At 60.8% G+C, this 18,295-nt stretch carries 21 protein-coding genes; 8 read left to right on the top strand and 13 right to left on the bottom strand.

All coding sequences use genetic code 11. From position 1 onward, the window contains the following. Nucleotides 1-64: 64 nt before the first annotated feature. From tgt to coaD, 6 genes are all read right to left on the bottom strand, one after another. Nucleotides 65-1,195: a tRNA guanosine(34) transglycosylase Tgt gene (gene tgt, locus ACCO56_RS12545; RefSeq protein ID WP_433641068.1), complete on the bottom strand. Its 1,131-nt coding sequence runs from the start codon at nucleotides 1,193-1,195 to the stop codon at nucleotides 65-67. After that, a complete protein-coding gene (locus ACCO56_RS12540; protein WP_433641066.1) occupies nucleotides 1,188-1,457 on the bottom strand; it encodes a hypothetical protein in 270 nt (89 codons plus the stop codon). The genes tgt and ACCO56_RS12540 overlap by 8 nt, the downstream gene beginning before the upstream one ends. Further along, entirely contained in the window at nucleotides 1,441-2,532 is a 1,092-nt protein-coding gene (gene queA, locus ACCO56_RS12535) for a tRNA preQ1(34) S-adenosylmethionine ribosyltransferase-isomerase QueA (protein ID WP_433641065.1), read from the bottom strand. Before queA ends, ACCO56_RS12540 begins: the two co-directional genes overlap by 17 nt. Before the next feature lie 73 nt (nucleotides 2,533-2,605). Then, entirely contained in the window at nucleotides 2,606-3,118 is a 513-nt protein-coding gene (locus ACCO56_RS12530) for a peptidylprolyl isomerase (RefSeq protein WP_433641063.1), read from the bottom strand. A 117-nt stretch (nucleotides 3,119-3,235) separates the two neighbouring features. Continuing rightward, nucleotides 3,236-3,823 carry a peptidylprolyl isomerase gene (locus ACCO56_RS12525; protein ID WP_433641061.1) on the bottom strand — a complete coding sequence of 196 codons (588 nt, stop codon included), beginning with the start codon at nucleotides 3,821-3,823 and terminating at the stop codon, nucleotides 3,236-3,238. A gap of 18 nt (nucleotides 3,824-3,841) precedes the next feature. After that, a complete protein-coding gene (gene coaD / locus ACCO56_RS12520) occupies nucleotides 3,842-4,342 on the bottom strand; it encodes a pantetheine-phosphate adenylyltransferase (protein WP_433641059.1) in 501 nt (166 codons plus the stop codon). Nucleotides 4,343-4,620: 278 nt separating this feature from the next. On the opposite strand from coaD, the gene ACCO56_RS12515 reads away from it, so the two are divergent. Beyond that, nucleotides 4,621-4,755, top strand: a complete 135-nt coding sequence (locus tag ACCO56_RS12515; protein WP_433641057.1) for a hypothetical protein — start codon at nucleotides 4,621-4,623, stop codon at nucleotides 4,753-4,755. Between the two features lie 40 nt (nucleotides 4,756-4,795). Here the strand turns inward: ACCO56_RS12515 and gyrA are convergent, their stop codons facing one another. The 3 genes from gyrA to ACCO56_RS12500 all read right to left on the bottom strand — a co-directional run bounded on the left by gyrA (nucleotide 4,796) and on the right by ACCO56_RS12500 (nucleotide 9,040). Further along, entirely contained in the window at nucleotides 4,796-7,558 is a 2,763-nt protein-coding gene (gene gyrA / locus ACCO56_RS12510) for a DNA gyrase subunit A (protein WP_433641056.1), read from the bottom strand. 227 nt (nucleotides 7,559-7,785) lie between these two features. Beyond that, entirely contained in the window at nucleotides 7,786-8,142 is a 357-nt protein-coding gene (locus ACCO56_RS12505; RefSeq protein ID WP_433641054.1) for a VOC family protein, read from the bottom strand. A gap of 28 nt (nucleotides 8,143-8,170) precedes the next feature. Then, nucleotides 8,171-9,040 carry a helix-turn-helix domain-containing protein gene (locus ACCO56_RS12500; protein ID WP_433641052.1) on the bottom strand — a complete coding sequence of 290 codons (870 nt, stop codon included), beginning with the start codon at nucleotides 9,038-9,040 and terminating at the stop codon, nucleotides 8,171-8,173. A gap of 35 nt (nucleotides 9,041-9,075) precedes the next feature. On the opposite strand from ACCO56_RS12500, the gene ACCO56_RS12495 reads away from it, so the two are divergent. The 3 genes from ACCO56_RS12495 (at nucleotide 9,076) to ACCO56_RS12485 (ending at nucleotide 10,790) form a co-directional block, all read left to right on the top strand. Next, nucleotides 9,076-9,579 (top strand): hypothetical protein, encoded by a 504-nt coding sequence (locus ACCO56_RS12495; RefSeq protein ID WP_433641051.1) that lies wholly within the window; start codon nucleotides 9,076-9,078, stop codon nucleotides 9,577-9,579. A 33-nt stretch (nucleotides 9,580-9,612) separates the two neighbouring features. Continuing rightward, a complete protein-coding gene (locus ACCO56_RS12490) occupies nucleotides 9,613-9,981 on the top strand; it encodes a VOC family protein (protein ID WP_433641049.1) in 369 nt (122 codons plus the stop codon). A 179-nt stretch (nucleotides 9,982-10,160) separates the two neighbouring features. Continuing rightward, nucleotides 10,161-10,790: a MarC family protein gene (locus ACCO56_RS12485; protein ID WP_433641047.1), complete on the top strand. Its 630-nt coding sequence runs from the start codon at nucleotides 10,161-10,163 to the stop codon at nucleotides 10,788-10,790. A 69-nt stretch (nucleotides 10,791-10,859) separates the two neighbouring features. Here the strand turns inward: ACCO56_RS12485 and ACCO56_RS12480 are convergent, their stop codons facing one another. The 3 genes from ACCO56_RS12480 to ACCO56_RS12470 form a co-directional block, all read right to left on the bottom strand. Next, a complete protein-coding gene (locus ACCO56_RS12480; protein WP_433641046.1) occupies nucleotides 10,860-11,516 on the bottom strand; it encodes a hypothetical protein in 657 nt (218 codons plus the stop codon). 134 nt (nucleotides 11,517-11,650) lie between these two features. Next, the gene (locus tag ACCO56_RS12475; protein ID WP_433641505.1) at nucleotides 11,651-13,084 is read right to left on the bottom strand and encodes a DUF1254 domain-containing protein; all 1,434 of its coding nucleotides are present in this window, start codon (nucleotides 13,082-13,084) and stop codon (nucleotides 11,651-11,653) included. A 240-nt stretch (nucleotides 13,085-13,324) separates the two neighbouring features. Continuing rightward, on the bottom strand, nucleotides 13,325-13,567 hold the full coding sequence (locus ACCO56_RS12470) for a hypothetical protein (RefSeq protein WP_433641045.1): 243 nt from the start codon (nucleotides 13,565-13,567) through the stop codon (nucleotides 13,325-13,327). Nucleotides 13,568-13,783: 216 nt separating this feature from the next. On the opposite strand from ACCO56_RS12470, the gene ACCO56_RS12465 reads away from it, so the two are divergent. Both ACCO56_RS12465 and ACCO56_RS12460 read left to right on the top strand, forming a co-directional pair. Beyond that, on the top strand, nucleotides 13,784-15,439 hold the full coding sequence (locus ACCO56_RS12465) for a hypothetical protein (RefSeq protein ID WP_433641043.1): 1,656 nt from the start codon (nucleotides 13,784-13,786) through the stop codon (nucleotides 15,437-15,439). Between the two features lie 407 nt (nucleotides 15,440-15,846). Continuing rightward, nucleotides 15,847-16,488, top strand: a complete 642-nt coding sequence (locus ACCO56_RS12460; protein ID WP_433641041.1) for a hypothetical protein — start codon at nucleotides 15,847-15,849, stop codon at nucleotides 16,486-16,488. A gap of 102 nt (nucleotides 16,489-16,590) precedes the next feature. On the opposite strand, the gene ssb is transcribed toward ACCO56_RS12460, so the two are convergent. Beyond that, nucleotides 16,591-17,097 (bottom strand): single-stranded DNA-binding protein, encoded by a 507-nt coding sequence (gene ssb, locus ACCO56_RS12455; protein WP_433641039.1) that lies wholly within the window; start codon nucleotides 17,095-17,097, stop codon nucleotides 16,591-16,593. 279 nt (nucleotides 17,098-17,376) lie between these two features. On the opposite strand from ssb, the gene ACCO56_RS12450 reads away from it, so the two are divergent. Beyond that, nucleotides 17,377-17,661, top strand: a complete 285-nt coding sequence (locus tag ACCO56_RS12450) for a hypothetical protein (protein ID WP_433641038.1) — start codon at nucleotides 17,377-17,379, stop codon at nucleotides 17,659-17,661. A 33-nt stretch (nucleotides 17,662-17,694) separates the two neighbouring features. Beyond that, nucleotides 17,695-18,186: an N-acetyltransferase family protein gene (locus ACCO56_RS12445; protein ID WP_433641037.1), complete on the top strand. Its 492-nt coding sequence runs from the start codon at nucleotides 17,695-17,697 to the stop codon at nucleotides 18,184-18,186. Nucleotides 18,187-18,295 lie beyond the last annotated feature (109 nt).

The raw sequence follows: 18,295 nt of genomic DNA, 5'->3' as shown, positions 1-18,295 counted from the left end.
TGTCCTCATTTCGTTGTGGCCGTTGTTGCAGACCGCATTCTTCCTTTCAAGCACGCAAGCCTGCCTAGCGCGCCGGCAGATCGCCGCGTTCCCAGCCCTCGGCAATGAGCGCCGATCTCTGGGCCAAATCGCCCTGCTCGATCGCATCGCGTATGTCCTGCATCAGCCGCTGATAATAGGCCAGATTGTTCCAGGTGAGCAGCATTGCGCCCAGCGCCTCACCGGACTTGACGAGATGATGCAGATAGGCGCGCGAATAATCGCGCGCTGCCGGACAATCGCTTTCCTTGTCCAGCGGGCGCGGGTCCTCGGCATGACGAGCATTGCGGAGGTTGACCTTGCCGCGACGCGTATAGGCAAGACCGTGGCGCCCTGCCCTGGTCGGCATGACGCAGTCGAACATATCGATGCCGCGCGCCACCGATTTCAGTATGTCGTCGGGCGTGCCGACCCCCATCAGATAGCGGGGCTTGTCAACGGGCAGCTCCGGGCACGTCGCCTCGAGCATCTCCAGCATGACAGCCTGCGGCTCGCCGACGGCGAGCCCGCCGACGGCGTAGCCCTTCAACTCCATGGCCGTGAGCGACTGGGCGGAGCGGATCCTGAGCTTTGCAATGTCGCCGCCCTGGACGATGCCGAACATCGCCTTGCCGGGCTGATCGCCGAACGCCTTCTTGCAGCGCTCGGCCCAACGCAGGGAGAGTTCCATCGCACGCTCGACCTCGCTCTCCTTGGCGGGCAGAGCAACGCACTCGTCGAGTTGCATCTGTATATCGGAATCGAGCAGCCCCTGGATCTCGATCGAACGCTCCGGCGACATCTCGTATGGGGCGCCGTCGATATGCGAGCGGAAGGTCACCCCATTCTCGCCGAGCTTGCGCAGTTGCGCCAGCGACATGACCTGGAACCCGCCTGAATCGGTCAGGATCGGATGCGGCCAGCGGGCGAATTCGTGCAGGCCTCCCAACCGTCCGACGCGTTCCGCGCCAGGCCGCAGCATCAGATGATAGGTGTTGCCGAGAATGATGTCGGAGCCGAGCGCCCGCACCTGGTCCATATACATGGCCTTGACTGTTCCGCCCGTGCCGACCGGCATGAAGGCCGGAGTGCGCACGACGCCGCGCGGCATGGAAATCTCGCCGCGCCGCGCCTTCCCGTCGGTCGCGAGCAAACGAAAGGAAAAGCGGTCAGCCATCGAATTCCTGGTCGTGGATGGGAGCTCCCGGCGCCTGCCGGTCGAGAGATTGGCGGTAGCGGATGCAGCCGCGCATGAATTTCGGCCACGGGGGAACGGCAATAGATGCCTTCGTTCTTTCCGGCAACAGCGACCAAAGGTCCGGATGATGCCAGCAAAGGTCGTGGCCCGTGGCATCCCTGTGCGTACGGATGCCTTTTCTCAGCTTTCGCACTTCCGCAATCAGCGCGTCTCGATCCATCGCGTCAAGGTCGTCGTCCATCGTTCTCCTCCCGGAACAGCAGGCTGGCATCGCCATAGGAGTAGAAACGATAGCCGCTGTTCACGGCATGGGCATAGGCAGCGCGCATCGTGTCGAGGCCGGCAAAGGCCGAAACAAGCATGAACAGGGTCGAGCGCGGCAAATGGAAATTCGTCATCAGCGCATCGGCGGTCCGGAACCGATAACCCGGTGTGATGAAAATGCCGGTTGCACCCGACCAGGGTTCGACCACGCCATCCTCCCGCGCCGCGCTTTCAAGAAGCCGCAGCGAGGTCGTGCCGACCGCGACGATCCTTCCCCCGCGCCGGCGCACCGCGTTCAGCGCATCAGCCGCCGCCGCTGACACCACCCCTCTTTCTTCATGCATCTTGTGGTCGGTGGTGTCATCGACCTTGACCGGGAGGAACGTTCCCGCGCCGACATGAAGCGTCACGAATTGCCGCTCGATACCCCGCTCATCGAGCCTGGCCATCAGGTCCGGCGTGAAATGGAGACCTGCCGTGGGGGCTGCGACCGCGCCTTCTTCCCTGGCGTAGATCGTCTGATAGTCGGTGCGATCGCGCTCGTCGTCCGCTCGCTTGGACGCGATGTAGGGCGGCAAGGGCACGTGCCCGACAGCATGCAGCGCCTCGTCGAGCACCGGTCCGGAGAGATCGAAACCGAGCAAGACCTCGCCCGCCTCGCGCTTTTCGAGGACCGTGGCATCGAGCGCGCCAAGAAAACAGGCGTTGCCGCCGTGACCGAACTGAATCCTGTCACCCGGGGTTATCCGCTTGGCTGGACGAACGAAAGCCAACCAGCGGTCAGGCGCGACACGCATATGAAGGGTGGCGTCGATCTGGGCCGCTGCCCCATCGCGCCGCCTGATGCCGGTGAGTTGGGCGGGAATGACCTTGGTGTCGTTGAAGACGAGCACGTCTCCCGGCTTAAGGATATCCGGAAGATCGCGAACTGTCCTGTCGGCCAAAGCCGCGCCCGGCTTGACCATCAACAGCTTCGCGGCATGCCGCGGCTCGGCCGGCCGTAACGCTATTCGGTCTTCGGGAAGGTCGAAGTCGAAGAGTTCGACACGCAAGATTAGCTCCTCGACGGGAGAACTGCCGCAACAGTGTCCTTCTTCCCACAAGTGGGAAGAAGGAAAGGCCGTCTTATTTCACGTCCGCGGCAACTTTCAACGACACGATCTTGTCGGGATCGACGACCGGCTCGCCGCGCTTGATCTTGTCGACATTCTCCATGCCTTCAATGACCTGGCCCCACACGGTGTATTGCCGGTTGAGGAAGCCTGCGTCCTCGAAGCAGATGAAGAACTGCGAATTCGCGGAATTCGGGTTCTGGGCACGAGCCATCGAGCAGGTGCCGCGCGAATGGTTCATGTTGGAGAACTCGGCCTTCAGGTCCGGCTTGTCGGAGCCGCCCATGCCCGCACGGGACGGGTTGAAGGAGGGCTTGGACGAATTCCCGTATTGCACGTCGCCGGTCTGGGCCATGAAGCCGTCGATGACACGGTGGAAAACCACGCCGTCATATGCGCCCTCACGCGCCAGCTCCTTGATGCGACCGACATGGCCGGGCGCAAGGTCGGGAAACAGTTCGATGACCACCTTGCCCTTGGTGGTCTCCATGATGAGCGCGTTCTCGCGATCCTTGATCTCGGCCATAGCCAGTTCCTTTGCTGTTGTTCTTTAGAGCGGCGCATGCTCAGGCAGAGCCTGAGCTGCCGCTCGATCTTGCCGCATTTATGCAACGCCAGGAGATTCCACCTGGCTGCAAATGCTCTAATTGCCGTCGGCGGCGATGCGGACCTTGATCATCCGGTCCGGATCGCTGACGGCACCGTTGTCGCTTGGGTTGCCCTTCTTGATCGCATCGACATGCTCCATGCCGCTCTCGACCTCGCCGACAATCGTGTATTGACCATCAAGCGAAGACGCCGGGGCGAACATGATGAAGAATTGCGAGTTCGCCGAGTTCGGATCCTGCGCCCGGGCCATGCCGACCACCCCGCGCACGAAACGCTCCTTGGAGAATTCCGCGGGCAGATCAGGGCGCTCCGATCCGCCCATACCTGCCCGGTCGCTGTCGTAGCCGTCATTGAGATCGCCATACTGGACATCGCCGGTCTGCGCCATGAAGCCGTCGATCACGCGATGAAAGGCCACGTTATCATAGGCGCCTTCACGCACCAGCGCCTTGATCTGCTCGACATGCTTCGGCGCGAGATCGGGACGGAGCGCGACCGTTACGTCGCCATCCTTCAGGGTAATGACCATGGTGTTTTCAGGCTCGGCGGCGATCGAAGCGCCGGAAAAACCGATAATGGCCGCAAATATGGTGGCGAAGGCTGCAAGCCTTGCGATCTTCATGGGCATCTCCTCAAGCGTCTATGATCTGAACTTGTCGGCAAGAGCTTCGGCGACGGGTGCCGGCACGAAAGGACGGACATTGCCTCCCATCGAGGCGATCTGGCGGACAAGTGTGGCGGTAATGGTGCGGACCGACGGGCTCGCCGGCAGGAACACGGTCTGCAGCTCGGGCGCCATGGTCTCGTTCATCCCGGCCATCTGCATCTCGTAGTCGAGGTCCGTGCCGTCGCGCAGTCCGCGGATCATGATCGAGGCGCCGAGCTTGCGGGCCGCATCGATGAGGAGGCCATCGAAGGATACCACCTTGATGCGGCCTGCATCCTTGCCGAACTCGGCGGCCGAGACCTGCTCGATCAGCGACACACGCTCTTCGAACGAGAAAAGCGGCTTCTTGGCCGCCTGAATGCCGATCGCCGCAAAGACCATGTCGGCAACCGCGAGCGACGCCTTCAACACGTCGAGGTGACCATTGGTGAGAGGATCGAAGGATCCGGCATAGATGGCGATGCGATCTGTCATGGCAGGAGCTTCTAGAGCATTTTGCAGCCAAGTGAAATCACTTGGCGTCGCATAAATGCGGGCTAACTCATACAGCTGGAGCGGGATGTACGGTCTGAATGAACCCATCCCGCCCTAGCGGGCCGGGAACGCAAATGCAAATCGCCTTGCGGAGTACGGAATGAACGGAGGCTGAACGACGCCATCACGGAAAGTTCACACGCACCTGACTAAAGTCGATCTGTGAACGATGAAACAAAATTCCCATGTGTTCGTTGAGGAGCACAGGAGAAGTTACCATGATGATCTTCATGCTCGCAGCAGCAATGACAGTCGCCATGCTCGTCGCTACGGCTTTCGGCATGCATCAGGAAGCCCAAAAGGTTCGCTTTGAGGACCGCAAGAGCAGGTTCGACCGCTTCGGGCCTCGCTGACCTCTAGAATGACGGCCGCTGCGCGCGGCCGTTCTTGGAATTACTTTTCCGTCTCGGCATCTTCCGCCGCACCGTTCCCGGCTTCCACTTCCGACTGAGGCTCAGATATCCTTTCCACGGAGACGACCTTTTCGCCTTCCGCCGTGTTGAAGATCGTCACCCCCTTGGTCGCGCGGCTGGCGATGCGGATGCCGGCGACGGGGACGCGGATTACCTGGCCGCCGTTGGAAACCAACATGAGCTGATCATCGGGGCCTGCCGGGAACGTTGCAACCAGCCGCCCGATTTCGTCGGTTTTGGAGACGTCGGTTGCCCGGATGCCCTTGCCGCCGCGTCCGGTCAGGCGGAAGTCATAAGACGACGAGCGCTTGCCGTAGCCGTATTCGCTGACGGTGAGAACCATCTGCTCGTGCTGCTTCAGGAATTCGTAGCGCTCCTGTGGCAGGGTCGTTTCCTCGCCGACGTCTTCGTTCGTGAGCGCGATCTCTTCCTCGTCCGCCCCGGACATCTTCCGTTCCGCGACCGCCTGCTTCAAATAGGCGGCGCGTTCCGCGGGCGTCGCGTCGACATGCTCGAGGATGGCCATAGAGATCACCCGGTCGCCATCGTTCATCGAGATGCCGCGAACGCCAAGCGAATCCCGTCCCTTGAAGACACGCACGTCGCTGACCGGAAAGCGGATGCATTGACCGGAATCGGCGGTCAGCAGCACGTCGTCCCCTTCGGTACAGGTCTCCACGCCAAGGATGGCATCGCCTGCCTCATCGAATTTCATGGCGATCTTGCCGTTGCGGTTGACCTGCACGAAGTCCGACAGCTTGTTCCGGCGCACCGTGCCCCGTGTGGTCGCGAACATGACGTCGAGTTCGCTCCACTGACCTTCATCCTCGGGCAACGGAAGGATGGCCGTTATGCGGTCGCCGCTCTCGATCGGCAGAAGGTTGATCAATGCCTTGCCACGCGATTGCGGCGTGCCGACAGGAAGGCGCCAGACCTTCTCCTTGTAGACGATGCCGCGCGACGAGAAGAACAGGATCGGCGTGTGCGTGTTGGCCACGAACAGGCGCGTGACGAAATCGGTGTCCTTGGTGGACATGCCCGTCTTGCCTTTGCCGCCGCGGTTCTGCGTTCGATAGACCGACAGCGGCACACGCTTGATGTAGCCCTCATGGGTGACGGTGACGACCATGTCCTCGCGCTGGATCAGGTCCTCGTCTTCCATATCCGCGCCCGCGTCGGTGATCTCCGTGCGGCGCGGCGTGCCGAACTCGTCGCGCAACGCCACGAGTTCATCCTTGATGATCTGTTGGATCCGCGCCCGCGAGCCCAATATGTCGAGATATTCGGTGATCTCGGCGCCGATGGCGTTCAGCTCGTCGGCGATTTCCTCGCGACCCAGCGCGGTAAGGCGCGAAAGCTGCAGGGCGAGGATGGCGCGGGCCTGCTCTTCGGAGAGATTGTAGGTGCCGTCCTCGTTGATCCGATGGCGGGGATCGTCGATCAGCAGGATCAGCGCCTCGACGTCGCCGGCCGGCCAGCGACGCTCCATCAACTGGTCGCGTGCCGCTTGCGGGTTCGGCGCGTTGCGGATGGTGCGAATGATCTCGTCGATATTGGCGACCGAAATCGCCAGGCCGACAAGGATGTGAGCGCGATCGCGCGCTTTTCGAAGCAGGTACTTCGTGCGGCGGCTGACCACCTCCTCACGGAAGGCGACGAACGCCTTCAGCATGTCGATGAGTGTCAGCAGCTCGGGCTTGCCGCCATTGAGCGCTACGACGTTGGCGCCAAAGGAGGTCTGCAGCGGCGTGTAGCGGTAGAGCTGGTTGAGCACGACGTCGGCGACGGCGTCGCGCTTGAGCTCGACGACGACACGGTAGCCCTGGCGGTCACTTTCGTCACGGATATCAGAGATGCCGTCGATGCGTTTGTCGCGCACGAGTTCGGCCATCTTCTCGATCATCGAGGCCTTGTTGACCTGAAAGGGAATCTCGGTGACGACGATGGCCTCGCGATCGTTCCGGATCTCCTCGACATGCACCTTCCCGCGCATGACGATGGAACCGCGCCCCGTCGAATAGGCGCTGTAGATGCCGGACCTTCCAAGGATCAGGCCGCCGGTCGGGAAATCCGGCCCGGGAATGATCTCCATCAGCGATGGCAGATCCATGGCAGGATTGTCGATCAGTGCGATCGTGCCGTTGACCACCTCGATGAGATTGTGCGGCGGGATGTTCGTGGCCATGCCGACCGCAATGCCGCCCGACCCGTTGACGAGCAGGTTCGGAAAACGGGCCGGCAACACCTTCGGCTCTTCGACCGTCGCATCGTAGTTCGCCTGGAAGTCGACGGTATCCTTGTCGATGTCCTCGAGTAGCTCGTGCGCAACCTTGGTCAGGCGGGCTTCGGTGTAGCGCATGGCGGCCGGCGGATCGCCGTCGATCGAACCAAAATTGCCCTGGCCGTCGATGAGAGGAGAGCGCATCGACCAATCCTGGGCCATGCGCACCAAGGCGTCATAGATCGAGGCGTCGCCATGCGGATGGTATTTACCCATCACGTCCGCGACCGGGCGCGCCGACTTCACATATTTGCGATTCCAGTGATAGCCGCTCTCGTGCGAGGCGTAGAGGATGCGCCGATGCACGGGCTTCAAGCCGTCGCGCACGTCAGGGAGCGCCCGACTGACGATCACGCTCATCGCGTAGTCGAGATAGGAGCGCTGCATCTCCTCGATAATGGAAATCGGCTCGATGCCTGTCGGGCCGCCATCAGGCCCGCGCGGTGTCTTCTGGTCAGTCAAATTGGATCACGATCAGATTGGGAATCACTGACCTCTTATATAGGAAAGCTTCGCCTCACTCCAATCCGAGAGGCCGTATTTCTGCGGAAAGGCACGATTTTAAGAAGGCAATTTTCCTTGCAGCGCCAAGGACATAGCGTCAGGTGGCAAAAGGCCGCGCCGGGTTGGTCGCGTTCTTGCACGCAAACGTTGCCGTCAGGAGGTCTCCACGCGCCCCGCGGCTGGTATCAGCCGCCTTTGTGCGTAAGCACATTCACAAGCTTGCCGAAGGGGTCGCGCACGTAGAACCTCCGGACGCCCCAATCTTCGTCGGCAGGCCCATACTCGATGGGAAAACCCGCCCGCTTCATGCCCGCCAACGCCGCGTCGAGATCGTCCACCTCGATCGAGAGGTCGGGAACCGGCGTTCCCGACCCGCCCTGCGTAGCAAAGCTGAGCTGGGCGGTTGCTTGTTGGCCCGAACCGTAAGTAACGATCCACCCGTGATCCATGATAGGATCAAGGCCCAGAACATCATGATAGAAGCGCCGCGCCGCGGCGAGATCGCGGGTCTCTATATTCGCAACGATCCGCCTTACCTTCATTGACGATCTCCCATTGCTGTGATGGACGCTAGTTCGCGCCTTGCGCACGGTAGATGCTCGGCGCACGGCCCATGACGCGACGGAAACGGCGGTTGAAGGTCGACAGATCATTGAACCCGGCATCGAAGGCGATCCTCGATACCAGTTCGTCGGTTGTGCGCAAGCGCACGGCAGCCCGATGGAGCCTTGTCCTCAACAGATACTGATACGGCGTCATTCCCGTCACTTGCCTGAAACTTCTCAGGAAATGGTAAGGGCTCGTCGCTACGCCCTTTGCAAGTTCCGCAAGCGACAAAGCGCTTTCCGCATGGACCTCCATATGACGCACGGCCTCGCTGACACGTTTTTCGTCCCTGCGGCTTGGGGATCGGGGTGCCGCAGACAGGCCGCGCGCACCAATTATCGCAGCGCCCGCGATCCGCAGCCCAAGCTCCTCGAAGGCCCACGGCTCGCCCGCCTCCCGGGCGGCCTCCAGGCTCGCAAGCAAAGGTTCCAGCACTTTCAGAAGCGGCAGCCTCGGCGTCTCGAAGGGAAGGCGCGTGGCGCCGTCGATGCCCGCCACGATGCGTTCGAAATAATCCGCCGAAAAATGGAACGACAGGCATCTGTCGCCGCGCGAATGCTCATGGCCGCATTCGAAGCACGTCCCGGGATTGCCGAGAAGAAGCGTGCCCGGCGCCATCAGCGCCGAACCAAGGGAGGCGTCGTAACGGAACGTCCCTCTGGTCACGACTGCGACACAGAATTGTCGGTGCTGCTCTTCGAACCGCCGATCGTTCGCCCCGGCCGTGCAGATCAGATCGAAGACTTCCCAGCCACGGCCGGAAGCAATGCTCAACGCTGTCGTCATGGGTGAAAGATAGCAATATTTCCCAAGCGGCAGAAGGCGGCCGGGCATATTGGGGTGGTCTCTCCTGACACGAGGACCTTGCTATGACGATCTTCGGCTCCTTTCCCGCGGCGCTACACGCTGACGTCCCCGCCCTCGAACAAGGTGGCAACGCGAATCTCTATAGCTGGCTGATCGGAAGCTGGGACATGGATGCCGTGCGCCATCTTGCGCCGGGGAACATCCGGACGAGCAGAGGAGAAATCCATTTCGGATGGATCCTGGAAGGCCGAGCCATCCAGGACGTCTGGTACATCCCCGGCGAACAAAGCCAGACACCTCTCCTGTGCGGCGCCACCTTGCGCGTCTACGATCCGAGCCTGGACGCCTGGCACATCATCTGGGTCGACCGGATCGGGCAGAAACATCTGCGCCAGCTCGGCAAGGCGGTCGGCAAGGAGATCGTGCAGGAAGGCGCCGACGCCTCCGGGACGATCTTGCGCTGGCGCTTCACCGAAATCACGCCGGACAGCTTCCATTGGATCGGCGAACGCCGGGAGGGGGGCAGGCTGGGTGCCTCAGGTCGAGTTCTTCGCTCGACGCCGTGAGAATTGACCTTCGATCCGCGAAAGGAACCCACCATGCTCGATCATGTCTCCATCGGCGTCGTCGACGCTGCCCGCTCGAAGCGTTTCTACGACGCCATTCTCGCTCCGCTTGGCTACCGCTGCATCAGCGCCGCGCCGAACTCGCTCGGCTATGGCGCTCAAAGCGTGGCGCTGTGGGTCAACGAGGCGCATCATCCGGTCCCGGCGGACAAGCAGTCCGGCCTGCATTTCTGTTTCGCAGCCCCGTCGCGCCAGGCTGTCGACGCCTTCCACAAGGCGGCCCTCGATGCGGGGGGCCAGGACAATGGGCGCCCTGGCCTCCGCCGCGACTACGCGGACAATTACTATGCTGCGTTCGTCGTCGATCCCGACGGGTACCGCCTCGAGGCTTATTGCGGCTGAACATGATGGCTGGGCCCACCTGCTGGCTTCGCCCATACAGGTTACGCTAGAGCGCCGGCTGCCCATTGGGACGCGGAAAAGGCGCTCTAGCTCTTTGTCTTGGCGGCATTTGTGCGACGCCAGTGTTTCCACTTGGCTGCAAAATGCTCTAGGACTCCCCTGGCAATCGGGGACGTTCGATGCCGAGCTACGACAGCCTGTTCAACGCCTTCGTCACCATGCTCGTCACGATCGATCCGCCCGGCCTCGCGCCATTGTTCCTGGCGCTCACCCGCGGCATGACCCGCGACCAGCGTCGGCAAGTCGGGCTGCGCGCCTCGACCATCGGCTTTCTCGTGCTCACGCTTTTCGCCCTGGCGGGCGCCGCAATCTTGTCAGTCTTCGGCATAACCTTGCCGGCGTTCCGCGTGGCCGGGGGCCTGCTGCTGTTCTTCATCTCCTTCGAGATGATCTTCGAAAGACGCCAGGAGCGGAAAGAAAAAAGTGCAGATGCGGCCATCACCAGGGACCACATCCACAATATTGCGGCTTTTCCCCTGGCCATTCCGCTGATCGCCGGGCCTGGAGCCATTTCCGCGACGGTACTTCTCTCAGCTTCGCTTCCGGGCCTCGCCGGTCAAGCCGCGCTCGTCGGCGTGATCCTCGTCAGCATCGGGCTGACATACCTTGTCTTCGTACTCGCCGAGCGTGTGGACCGCTTTCTCGGGCAGACCGGCCGCTCGATCCTCACGCGGCTTCTCGGCGTCATCCTTGCCGCGCTTGCCGTCCAGTTCGTCGCCGACGGGATCAAGGAACTGATGGCGGCATAGACTGGACGACTTGCGACTACTCCCGCTGGCGCTCTGCCTGGAGCGCCAGCGCAGAAGCTCCTGGTGTCGTTAGTAGCACGGCGGATACGGGTAGATGCCGCAGGCTGGCCGCGCATAAGGGTGTGGATAATAGTACGGAGATGCAGCCGCGCCTGCCATTGCGCCGGCATACCAGGCGCCGCGATAGGCGGACCGCCTCGCCGCTCCGGCAAAGGACAGCGGCGTGAAGGGCATACCGATGATGTCTATGAAAATTGAGGCGGGACCCTCGGAGCCCTCGATGCTCCCCTCCAGAACGTCGACGTCGAAGGTCAACATCTCGCCCTCCAATCGCGGCGCTGTCAGCGTCACGACGGCGTCCAGGACGGAATTGCCGCCCTTGCCAAGAACCGACACGGTCGCATTCGGAGGATCCTTGGCGAAGCTGTCGCTGCCCTCGGCCCATTCCTCGATCACATGCGAGGTAAGCACATGGCCCGCGGCGCGCACCGGACGATCGGCGAACATGATGGAGTTCGGCGATACTCCGGAGAGAACAAGCTTGCCGTCGGCGAGCTCGGCACCTTTGGAGTTGAGGACGATCAGGGCGGGCTCGATTTTGGGTTTCGCGGCACCGATCGATTTCGTTGCGGGGGCCGAGATCGCATCTTGCGCGAACGCCGCGCCGGCCGATAGCGAAATGCCGGCGGCCACCGTCACGGCAAGTAGAATGCTTCTGAGAACCATGCGTATCACTCCTTCGAACTGTCGGGCAACTCTGCTCTCGCGGCGTCGATGGGGTGCCACGAGCTTGATGAAAAGGCGGCATCCCGGAAGTGGTCGTTCGACCACGGGATGCCGCCAAACCAACGATGTTGCCGTCAGCCTGCTTCCTCCACTGGAGGAATTGTCCAGGTCGCGTCGATGATCGAAGGATCGTTTTCGTTCGGCCAGTACATTCTCAACATGAGGAAGAACTTGCCCTCTGGGGCGGGCAGCCAGTTCGACTCCTTTTCCGCACCCGGAGACGAGTGCTGCAGGTACAGGTCGAGAGATCCGTCCGCATTGTACTTCAGATCTTGGCGGGGACTGATCGAGTAGCGGTCGAGCGGATTGGCGACGAAGAAGAAGTTCTCATCGTACATCGTGATGGACCAGAAACCCGTAACCGGCGGTGTCTGGCCTTTTTCGAAATGGATGACATAGTTCTTGCGGCCGTCGTAGGAGCGGTGATGCGCATCCTTCTCGGAAGTCGGATAGACCGCGTCCTGGGGGCGATTGGCGCCGAGCCCGATGGCGGTTATGAGAGCTCGCATCAGATAGTCCGTGCCGTAGAGCCCGGTCTTGGTCGTGAAAGCCCAGCCGTTGATATCCTTTACCTGGCTGTTGATCTTGAACTGCAGCATGATCCGATCAAAACCGATCACCGGGATACGATCGCGGAAGTCCGCCTTCAGCTTGCTGGCGTCGAAACCCTGACCAGGAACGAGTCCGATCCGGGCGAAGCGTTCGAGCGCAGGCGCATCGGCCTCGGATGGCGGGTTCGCCTTCATCAAGCCGGCCAGGAGGGTGAAGTACTCGACCGCGTCGAGACGATTGACCTGATCGCGCACGGCAGTCTTCATGTCGATGGACGGATCGACCTTGCCCGGTGGCGGCGTATAGTCTTTTCCGTAAGCGCTGAGCGGCACCAACTTGAATTCGTCCTGCAATGCGTGCACCGCCGCATAGTCTTCGGGCGTTCCCGTGCAATAGATACGGCCGAGCAACCAAACCATATTGGTTGGCGATTGATATTGTGTCACGCCTTCAGGAAGAGTTCCGCTCCAGCCGGGACCCGTGATGGCAAACGTCTGGGCTCCGGTTCCCGTGGTCCGCTTGCCCGGCACCTGGAAGACATTCGTCCAGCCGTCGAGCAGCGGCAGCAAATAGTATCTCCCTTTCATGTCCGGCACGCTGAGCACGTACGGCTCCTTGCCGACATCGAAAAAGGAAGTCGTGTACAGAGTGTCGGCATTCGGCGCAGTCACATCCCTGAACGAAGCGTCAGGATATTGGCGCAACTTGATGATATGCCCCATGGGGCCGCGAGTGCCCTTCACCTCGGCGACATTGGTCATGACGCGACGGGTCATTTCCATTGTGACCAGGGGATAGCCGTAGATGTATGCATCGGTCGCTATCCAGAAATTCTCTAGGTCTTCACCGATCTGGAAACCTCCCTCGCCGAAATCCGCGCGGGCAAGGGAAATTGCTGACGACCCGGCAAGCAAACTCAAGCCGCCGAGAGTAAGAGTTCGACGCGTGATATTCATCATGACCTCCAACATTGAAACACGAGCTCGAGTTTACTTTGCTGACAATCATCTGAGGATGTATTTTACAGTGCTTTACGTGGGAAACGAGCACTCAACGCCGTCGAGTCGGAATGGCGCCGATGAAGGTAGCCTTTGTGAACATCCCATCGGGAAGAAGACGGCCGCCGACGGAAATGCACGAAGGGCGTCGATGCCGCTGGCCTTTGCCGCAGGACAAGTTGCCACTGTGCGGGGGGATCAATGCATGTTCGGCGGCTGATTTCCCCGCAGTGCGGCGTCAATTTCGCGAGTCAATCGCTCGGTAATTTCCTGCCATTCAGCCTTCCTCGCCTCGCGGACCGGCAACGGAAGCTGCTCGACTCTCGACAACGCTGCTTCAGCTTCTGCAAGTTCCTCGCACATGTCGCGAAAAGTCTGGTCCGCCGCGATCATTCGACGGATTTTGAGTTCGAGCTCTGGAAATCGGCGCAACGCCGACAATAGAGCTTCCCTATTTCTCGCAGCTCTATTCTCCATACCGCAACCTGCCGTTTAAGAGGCTAGTTACGGACTATTGATGGAGCAAGAATCGGCATGTAAATTACATAGAAGACTGCCAGCCCGACAAACTAAAAGCCGGGCAAGTCGCCGAAGAAGGGCAAGGGGGGAGTGGTGATCCGCGCGCAAGCCTCTGCAACAGAGGAAATCGGCCTTCCCGTGGAGGACTGTCGTGCCCAACTCGCCCGCATCCTGAGCAGCCCGGACTTTGACGCAACCGATCGCGAACACCGGTTCCTCGGCTATGTAGTGGAAGAGGCGCTGTCTGGGCGCGGCAGCCGCATCAAGGCATATTCGATAGCAATCGAGGTTTTTGGCCGCGACGCTTCCTTCGACCCGCAAGCGGATCCAATCGTTCGTGTCCAGGCGGGCCATCTCCGTCGGGCACTCGAACGTTACTATCTGACTGCGGGACAGGTTGATCCGATACTCATCAGCATCCCAAAAGGCGGTTACGTTCCCACTTTCTCGCTGCGTTGCACCGACAGCCCTGACGTTGAAAAGCCTGTCGTCACTGCCTCGCCTCCCGACTCGCGGCCGCGGCTCAGGCTTCATATCGGGTTAGCGGCGACGGCGTTGGTTGGTGCCGCCCTCATATTGATCTGGTGGGGTTATTCGTCCCGCCCCGCTCCCGCAAGGCCGGAAATCCCACGCTTGCTGGTTGAATGGTTCGACGACTTGACGGGGTCGGACGAGTCTGCAGCCCTTGCCCGCGGGCTCACGCAGGAGGTCGTCGGGCAACTCTCCAAATTCAAGGACATCGTTGTCGTTCAGTCATCCGGCCCGTCAACGCTTCCACAGGTGAGGTATGCACTTGCAGGAAGCGTGGATCTATCAGCCGACACGTTCCGGTTTCGGATTCGTATGTTCAATCGCACGGATGGATCGGTGCTCTGGGCCCAGAGCTACGACGCCACAACGACGGTTCCCGATCTTTTGAAAGCTCAGGCCGATGTCGCAAGCAACGTAGCGACAAGTCTGGCTCAGGCTTATGGGGCTATATTTGAGGCGGACGCCAAGCTCGTGGTGCCCAACCCTCCCGACGATTGGGCAGCCTATTCGTGCACGCTTTCCTATTACTCATATCGAGCCGGGTTCGATGCGGCCCTTCGTCCGTCTGTCCGCGCGTGTCTCGAAAAGGCAGTGGAGCGCTTTCCCAGCTATGCCACCGGCTGGGCGCTCCTGTCGTTGACCTACATTGACGAGGTTCGGTTCCATCACCCGTTCGATCCCGTGTATTCGGCGCAGTGGATCGATCGTGCCCTGGCCACTGCCAACCGTGCCACGGAATTGGAGCCACTCAATGCCAGGGGTCTCCAGGCACAGATGTTCGCTCTGTATTTCAGAGGAGACATCGATGCGGCCATGAGAGTCGGCAGCCGCGCAATGGCCATCAATCCCAACGACACCGTGCTTATGGGCGAGTATGGATACCGGCTGGCGCTATCCGGAAATTGGGATGAGGGATGTCCGCTGGTTGCCGAAGCGCGTGAACGCAATCCAGGCCCTCTCGCCTATTACGAGGTGGGGCTGGCCGTTTGCTCTTATTTCAGCGGCGACCACCAGCAGGCCGCCATGTGGATCAGGAAAGCAAATGTTACAACCAACGGCCTGTACCGCCTGATCGCTGCCGCGATCTTTGCCGAAGGAGGTTACAAGGAGGAGCTCGCAAGCGAGCGCTCTTGGCTCCTGAAACATCAACCCGCTTTGGTGCGAAACGCTCGGCAAGAGGCGCTGTTGCGGTTTGGCCGTCCGGAAGATGCCGAATTGTTCCTCGGCTCACTGAGGAAAGCAGGATTGGGGCCCTTTGACTGACCCTGCAGACGATACCTGCTCTGCCCCGCGGAGAAGTTTGTCGCTTGTTCTGGCGGCGGCTCGACAATGGCAGATCGACGTTGTCGGAGCGTAACGCCGCCACAGCCAGCACGCATTGTCGGAACCCCATGCCTACAATCGCGCCGAAGACCCGACGCCATAGACACGACAATTGCGTCAACAACAGGTGGTTTTCGGGGCAAATTCTCCACCGTTCTTTGTAGTTTTCGGCATCCCAATCGAGACACACTTACGCCCCTTTGGCAGCCTTTGGGTGCGCCGATAACTTTCGAAACAAAGCAGCGCCTGCTGCTTTCAGACCAAGCTCCATGAGACATCTTGGTCAAACGAGCGATGGGATGATACCGTAACTGTGATTCTCTGACTCGTTTTTTGGCAGGCTGAAGATGAGAAACATTGCAATTCTGATTGTGACTTGCATCGCGCTCGCGACAACAGGATGTCAAGATCTGCCGCCTCAGCCTGGCTATGTGTCGATTGGCCAGAGCCGCATAGCCTCGATTGCGCCATCGGTGACTGCGACAGGCCGCGCGGGGAAGGCGGCAAGCCCGTCTCGTGACAAGGAGCGCCCCTACTTCGTCGAATTCCGTGCCCGCTACGCGCTGAGCTACGGCCATACCTATGTCGTTTTCGGTCGCCTGAACGAAGCCGGGAAGGCCGTCAATCCCGAGGTTGCGGGCCTCCACCCGGCGTCAAACAGCCCGGTCCCCTATGTTCTCGGCCACTTCATGCCAGTGCCCGCCGAAACGGGATGGAGCGACGGCGACTTGGAGGAACAATACAGGGCGGCCAGCTGGCGCGTGATGTTGAACAAAGCCGAGTATGACGATGCCGTTGCGAAGATACGCAAGCTTCAAGCCAGAGCGGGGCTTTGGCAAGCTTCGGTCTACAATTGCAACGCCTTCACCGGCGACATTGCGCGCTCCATGGGATACAAGGTCCCTTCCAGGTATCTCCGGCCACAGCAATTCGTGACCAAGCTTCGAGAGCTGAATACCGGCCCGAAAGCCGCCGCCGAAAACTCCTAAAGCGTGTCGCCGATAATCGGACTCAGCGACACGCTTTATGTGCTTGATTGTGCATGCCGTTATGCCAAAAGCGCTGAACACTTTTGGGCGACATGCATAGCCTTAGAACGGGATCTCGTCATCGAGCTCGCGCGATCCCCCGCCACCCCGGCTGCCGCCACCGCCGCGGTTGTAGCTGTCGTCCGGGCCCGATTGACCGAAATCCGACCCTCGGCCGCCACCGCCTCCATAACCGACCTGGCCCTCGCCTCCTCCGCCGCGAGCATCGAGCATCTGCAGCTCGCCGCGGAACTTCTGGAGCACGATCTCGGTCGTATACCGATCCTGGCCGTTCTGGTCCTGCCACTTGCGGGTCTGGAGCTGACCCTCGACATAGACCTTCATGCCTTTCTTCAGGTATTGCTCAGCGACCTTGGCAAGATTGTCGTTGAAGATCACGACACTGTGCCATTCGGTCTTTTCCTTGCGCTCGCCGGTCATCTTGTCGCGCCAGGTTTCGGATGTGGCAATCCTGATGTTGACGACGGGATCGCCGGAATTGAGCCGCCGGATTTCGGGATCCGCGCCTAGATTGCCGACCAGAATGACCTTGTTGACGCTACCCGCCATGATACTTCTCCGCGCTCGTCCGAAACAAAAAGCAATTGTCGGCGCATTCTATCCGATCACCTTTGCCGGCGCGCCGCGTCCGGTCGTATCAGGTGGTCCCTGTCCACAAATAGTTTGTTCTCTTTATGTTCTAGCCAGAATTGCGGCGCTTGGCAAGAGGCGATCGAGAAGCCAGGATTTCCAGGCCTTCGGACCTGTTCCATGCAACCCTTGATTGTGTCTTCTGGGCAAACAGGATCGTTACTTGGCTGGCAGGGGAGCGCCGCATATAAGGGTTGCATGACGAGCCGACGCTTCCACCGACCTTACGTACTCGCAGGGCTGTTGCTTTCACTGGCGGCACCGGCCTGGGCCGACCAGGTTTCCGGCAAGAAGGCCTCAGATGCCCTGCCCGGCGTGGAAGGCAACTACAGCATCGTCACGCCTGCCCCCGAGCCGCTGGAGGCCCCCGACACGGACGATGGCTACTTCAAAGTCGGAGACTGGGACGTCAGGATCTCCGGCAGCGTCATGTTCCAGATCGGGGCCAGCAGCGCCGATTCAGAGGAACGTCGGCGTCGTTAGTCCGATCCCGCAGGTGCCGAATTGGCGTTCACGATGATCCGCCTCCTCGATCCTGACGACATCGAGGCTTTCCAGAGTATCCGGCTCGAGGCCTTGCGTCTCGAACCGGCGTCGTTTGCGAGCAGCGTGGAAGATTGGGAGAAGCTGCCGGATGAGGAATGGCGTCGGCGCATAACAGGCAATTCCGTTTTCGTCGCGTTCGACGGCGAGAGGCCCATCGGCCTCATGGGCCTCATGCGGGAGCGCTCCAGCAAGATGGCGCATCGAGCCACCGTTGTGATGGTCTATGTGCAGAAGAGCCACCGCGGGACGGGCGTTTCGACGAAGCTGCTCGACAAGCTGATCACTTACGCGCGCGAAAACGGCATCCGGCAGTTGGAATTGTCGGCCAGCGTGGAAAACCCTGCAGCCCTTCGCTTCTATCGCAACGAAGGCTTCCGAGAGATCGGGCGCATCCGGGGCGGCTTCCTTCACGAGGGCCGGGAAATAGATGAGATCCTGATGGTGCGCCGTATCGCACCGTAATTCGCTGGCGTCCCCAGAAATAAGGCCCTGCCGCCGCTCGGGCTCGCAGGGCCATCTTTCGGACTTCCTAGTCCGGCTGTCGGAGTTGTACTGCCGACGTTCAATTCGG

This window comes from Mesorhizobium sp. 1B3 (genome assembly GCF_050958605.1).
In the GTDB taxonomy this organism is placed as follows: domain Bacteria; phylum Pseudomonadota; class Alphaproteobacteria; order Rhizobiales; family Rhizobiaceae.
Note: the sequence above shows the minus strand (reverse complement) of the source record. Positions and strands in the feature narration are given on the sequence as shown.

Excerpts from the sequence above, each read along its gene's own strand:
- tgt (WP_433641068.1), bottom strand. The coding sequence starts at position 1,195 with ATGGCTGACCGCTTTTCCTTTCGTTTGCTCGCGACCGACGGGAAGGCG.
- ACCO56_RS12540 (WP_433641066.1), bottom strand. The coding sequence starts at position 1,457 with ATGGACGACGACCTTGACGCGATGGATCGAGACGCGCTGATTGCGGAA.
- ACCO56_RS12530 (WP_433641063.1), bottom strand. The coding sequence starts at position 3,118 with ATGGCCGAGATCAAGGATCGCGAGAACGCGCTCATCATGGAGACCACC.
- ACCO56_RS12525 (WP_433641061.1), bottom strand. The coding sequence starts at position 3,823 with ATGAAGATCGCAAGGCTTGCAGCCTTCGCCACCATATTTGCGGCCATT.
- coaD (WP_433641059.1), bottom strand. The coding sequence starts at position 4,342 with ATGACAGATCGCATCGCCATCTATGCCGGATCCTTCGATCCTCTCACC.
- ACCO56_RS12515 (WP_433641057.1), top strand. The coding sequence starts at position 4,621 with ATGATGATCTTCATGCTCGCAGCAGCAATGACAGTCGCCATGCTCGTC.
- ACCO56_RS12505 (WP_433641054.1), bottom strand. The coding sequence starts at position 8,142 with ATGAAGGTAAGGCGGATCGTTGCGAATATAGAGACCCGCGATCTCGCC.
- ACCO56_RS12500 (WP_433641052.1), bottom strand. The coding sequence starts at position 9,040 with ATGCCCGGCCGCCTTCTGCCGCTTGGGAAATATTGCTATCTTTCACCC.
- ACCO56_RS12495 (WP_433641051.1), top strand. The coding sequence starts at position 9,076 with ATGACGATCTTCGGCTCCTTTCCCGCGGCGCTACACGCTGACGTCCCC.
- ACCO56_RS12490 (WP_433641049.1), top strand. The coding sequence starts at position 9,613 with ATGCTCGATCATGTCTCCATCGGCGTCGTCGACGCTGCCCGCTCGAAG.
- ACCO56_RS12485 (WP_433641047.1), top strand. The coding sequence starts at position 10,161 with ATGCCGAGCTACGACAGCCTGTTCAACGCCTTCGTCACCATGCTCGTC.
- ACCO56_RS12480 (WP_433641046.1), bottom strand. The coding sequence starts at position 11,516 with ATGGTTCTCAGAAGCATTCTACTTGCCGTGACGGTGGCCGCCGGCATT.
- ACCO56_RS12475 (WP_433641505.1), bottom strand. The coding sequence starts at position 13,084 with ATGAATATCACGCGTCGAACTCTTACTCTCGGCGGCTTGAGTTTGCTT.
- ACCO56_RS12460 (WP_433641041.1), top strand. The coding sequence starts at position 15,847 with ATGAGAAACATTGCAATTCTGATTGTGACTTGCATCGCGCTCGCGACA.
- ssb (WP_433641039.1), bottom strand. The coding sequence starts at position 17,097 with ATGGCGGGTAGCGTCAACAAGGTCATTCTGGTCGGCAATCTAGGCGCG.
- ACCO56_RS12450 (WP_433641038.1), top strand. The coding sequence starts at position 17,377 with ATGACGAGCCGACGCTTCCACCGACCTTACGTACTCGCAGGGCTGTTG.
- ACCO56_RS12445 (WP_433641037.1), top strand. The coding sequence starts at position 17,695 with ATGATCCGCCTCCTCGATCCTGACGACATCGAGGCTTTCCAGAGTATC.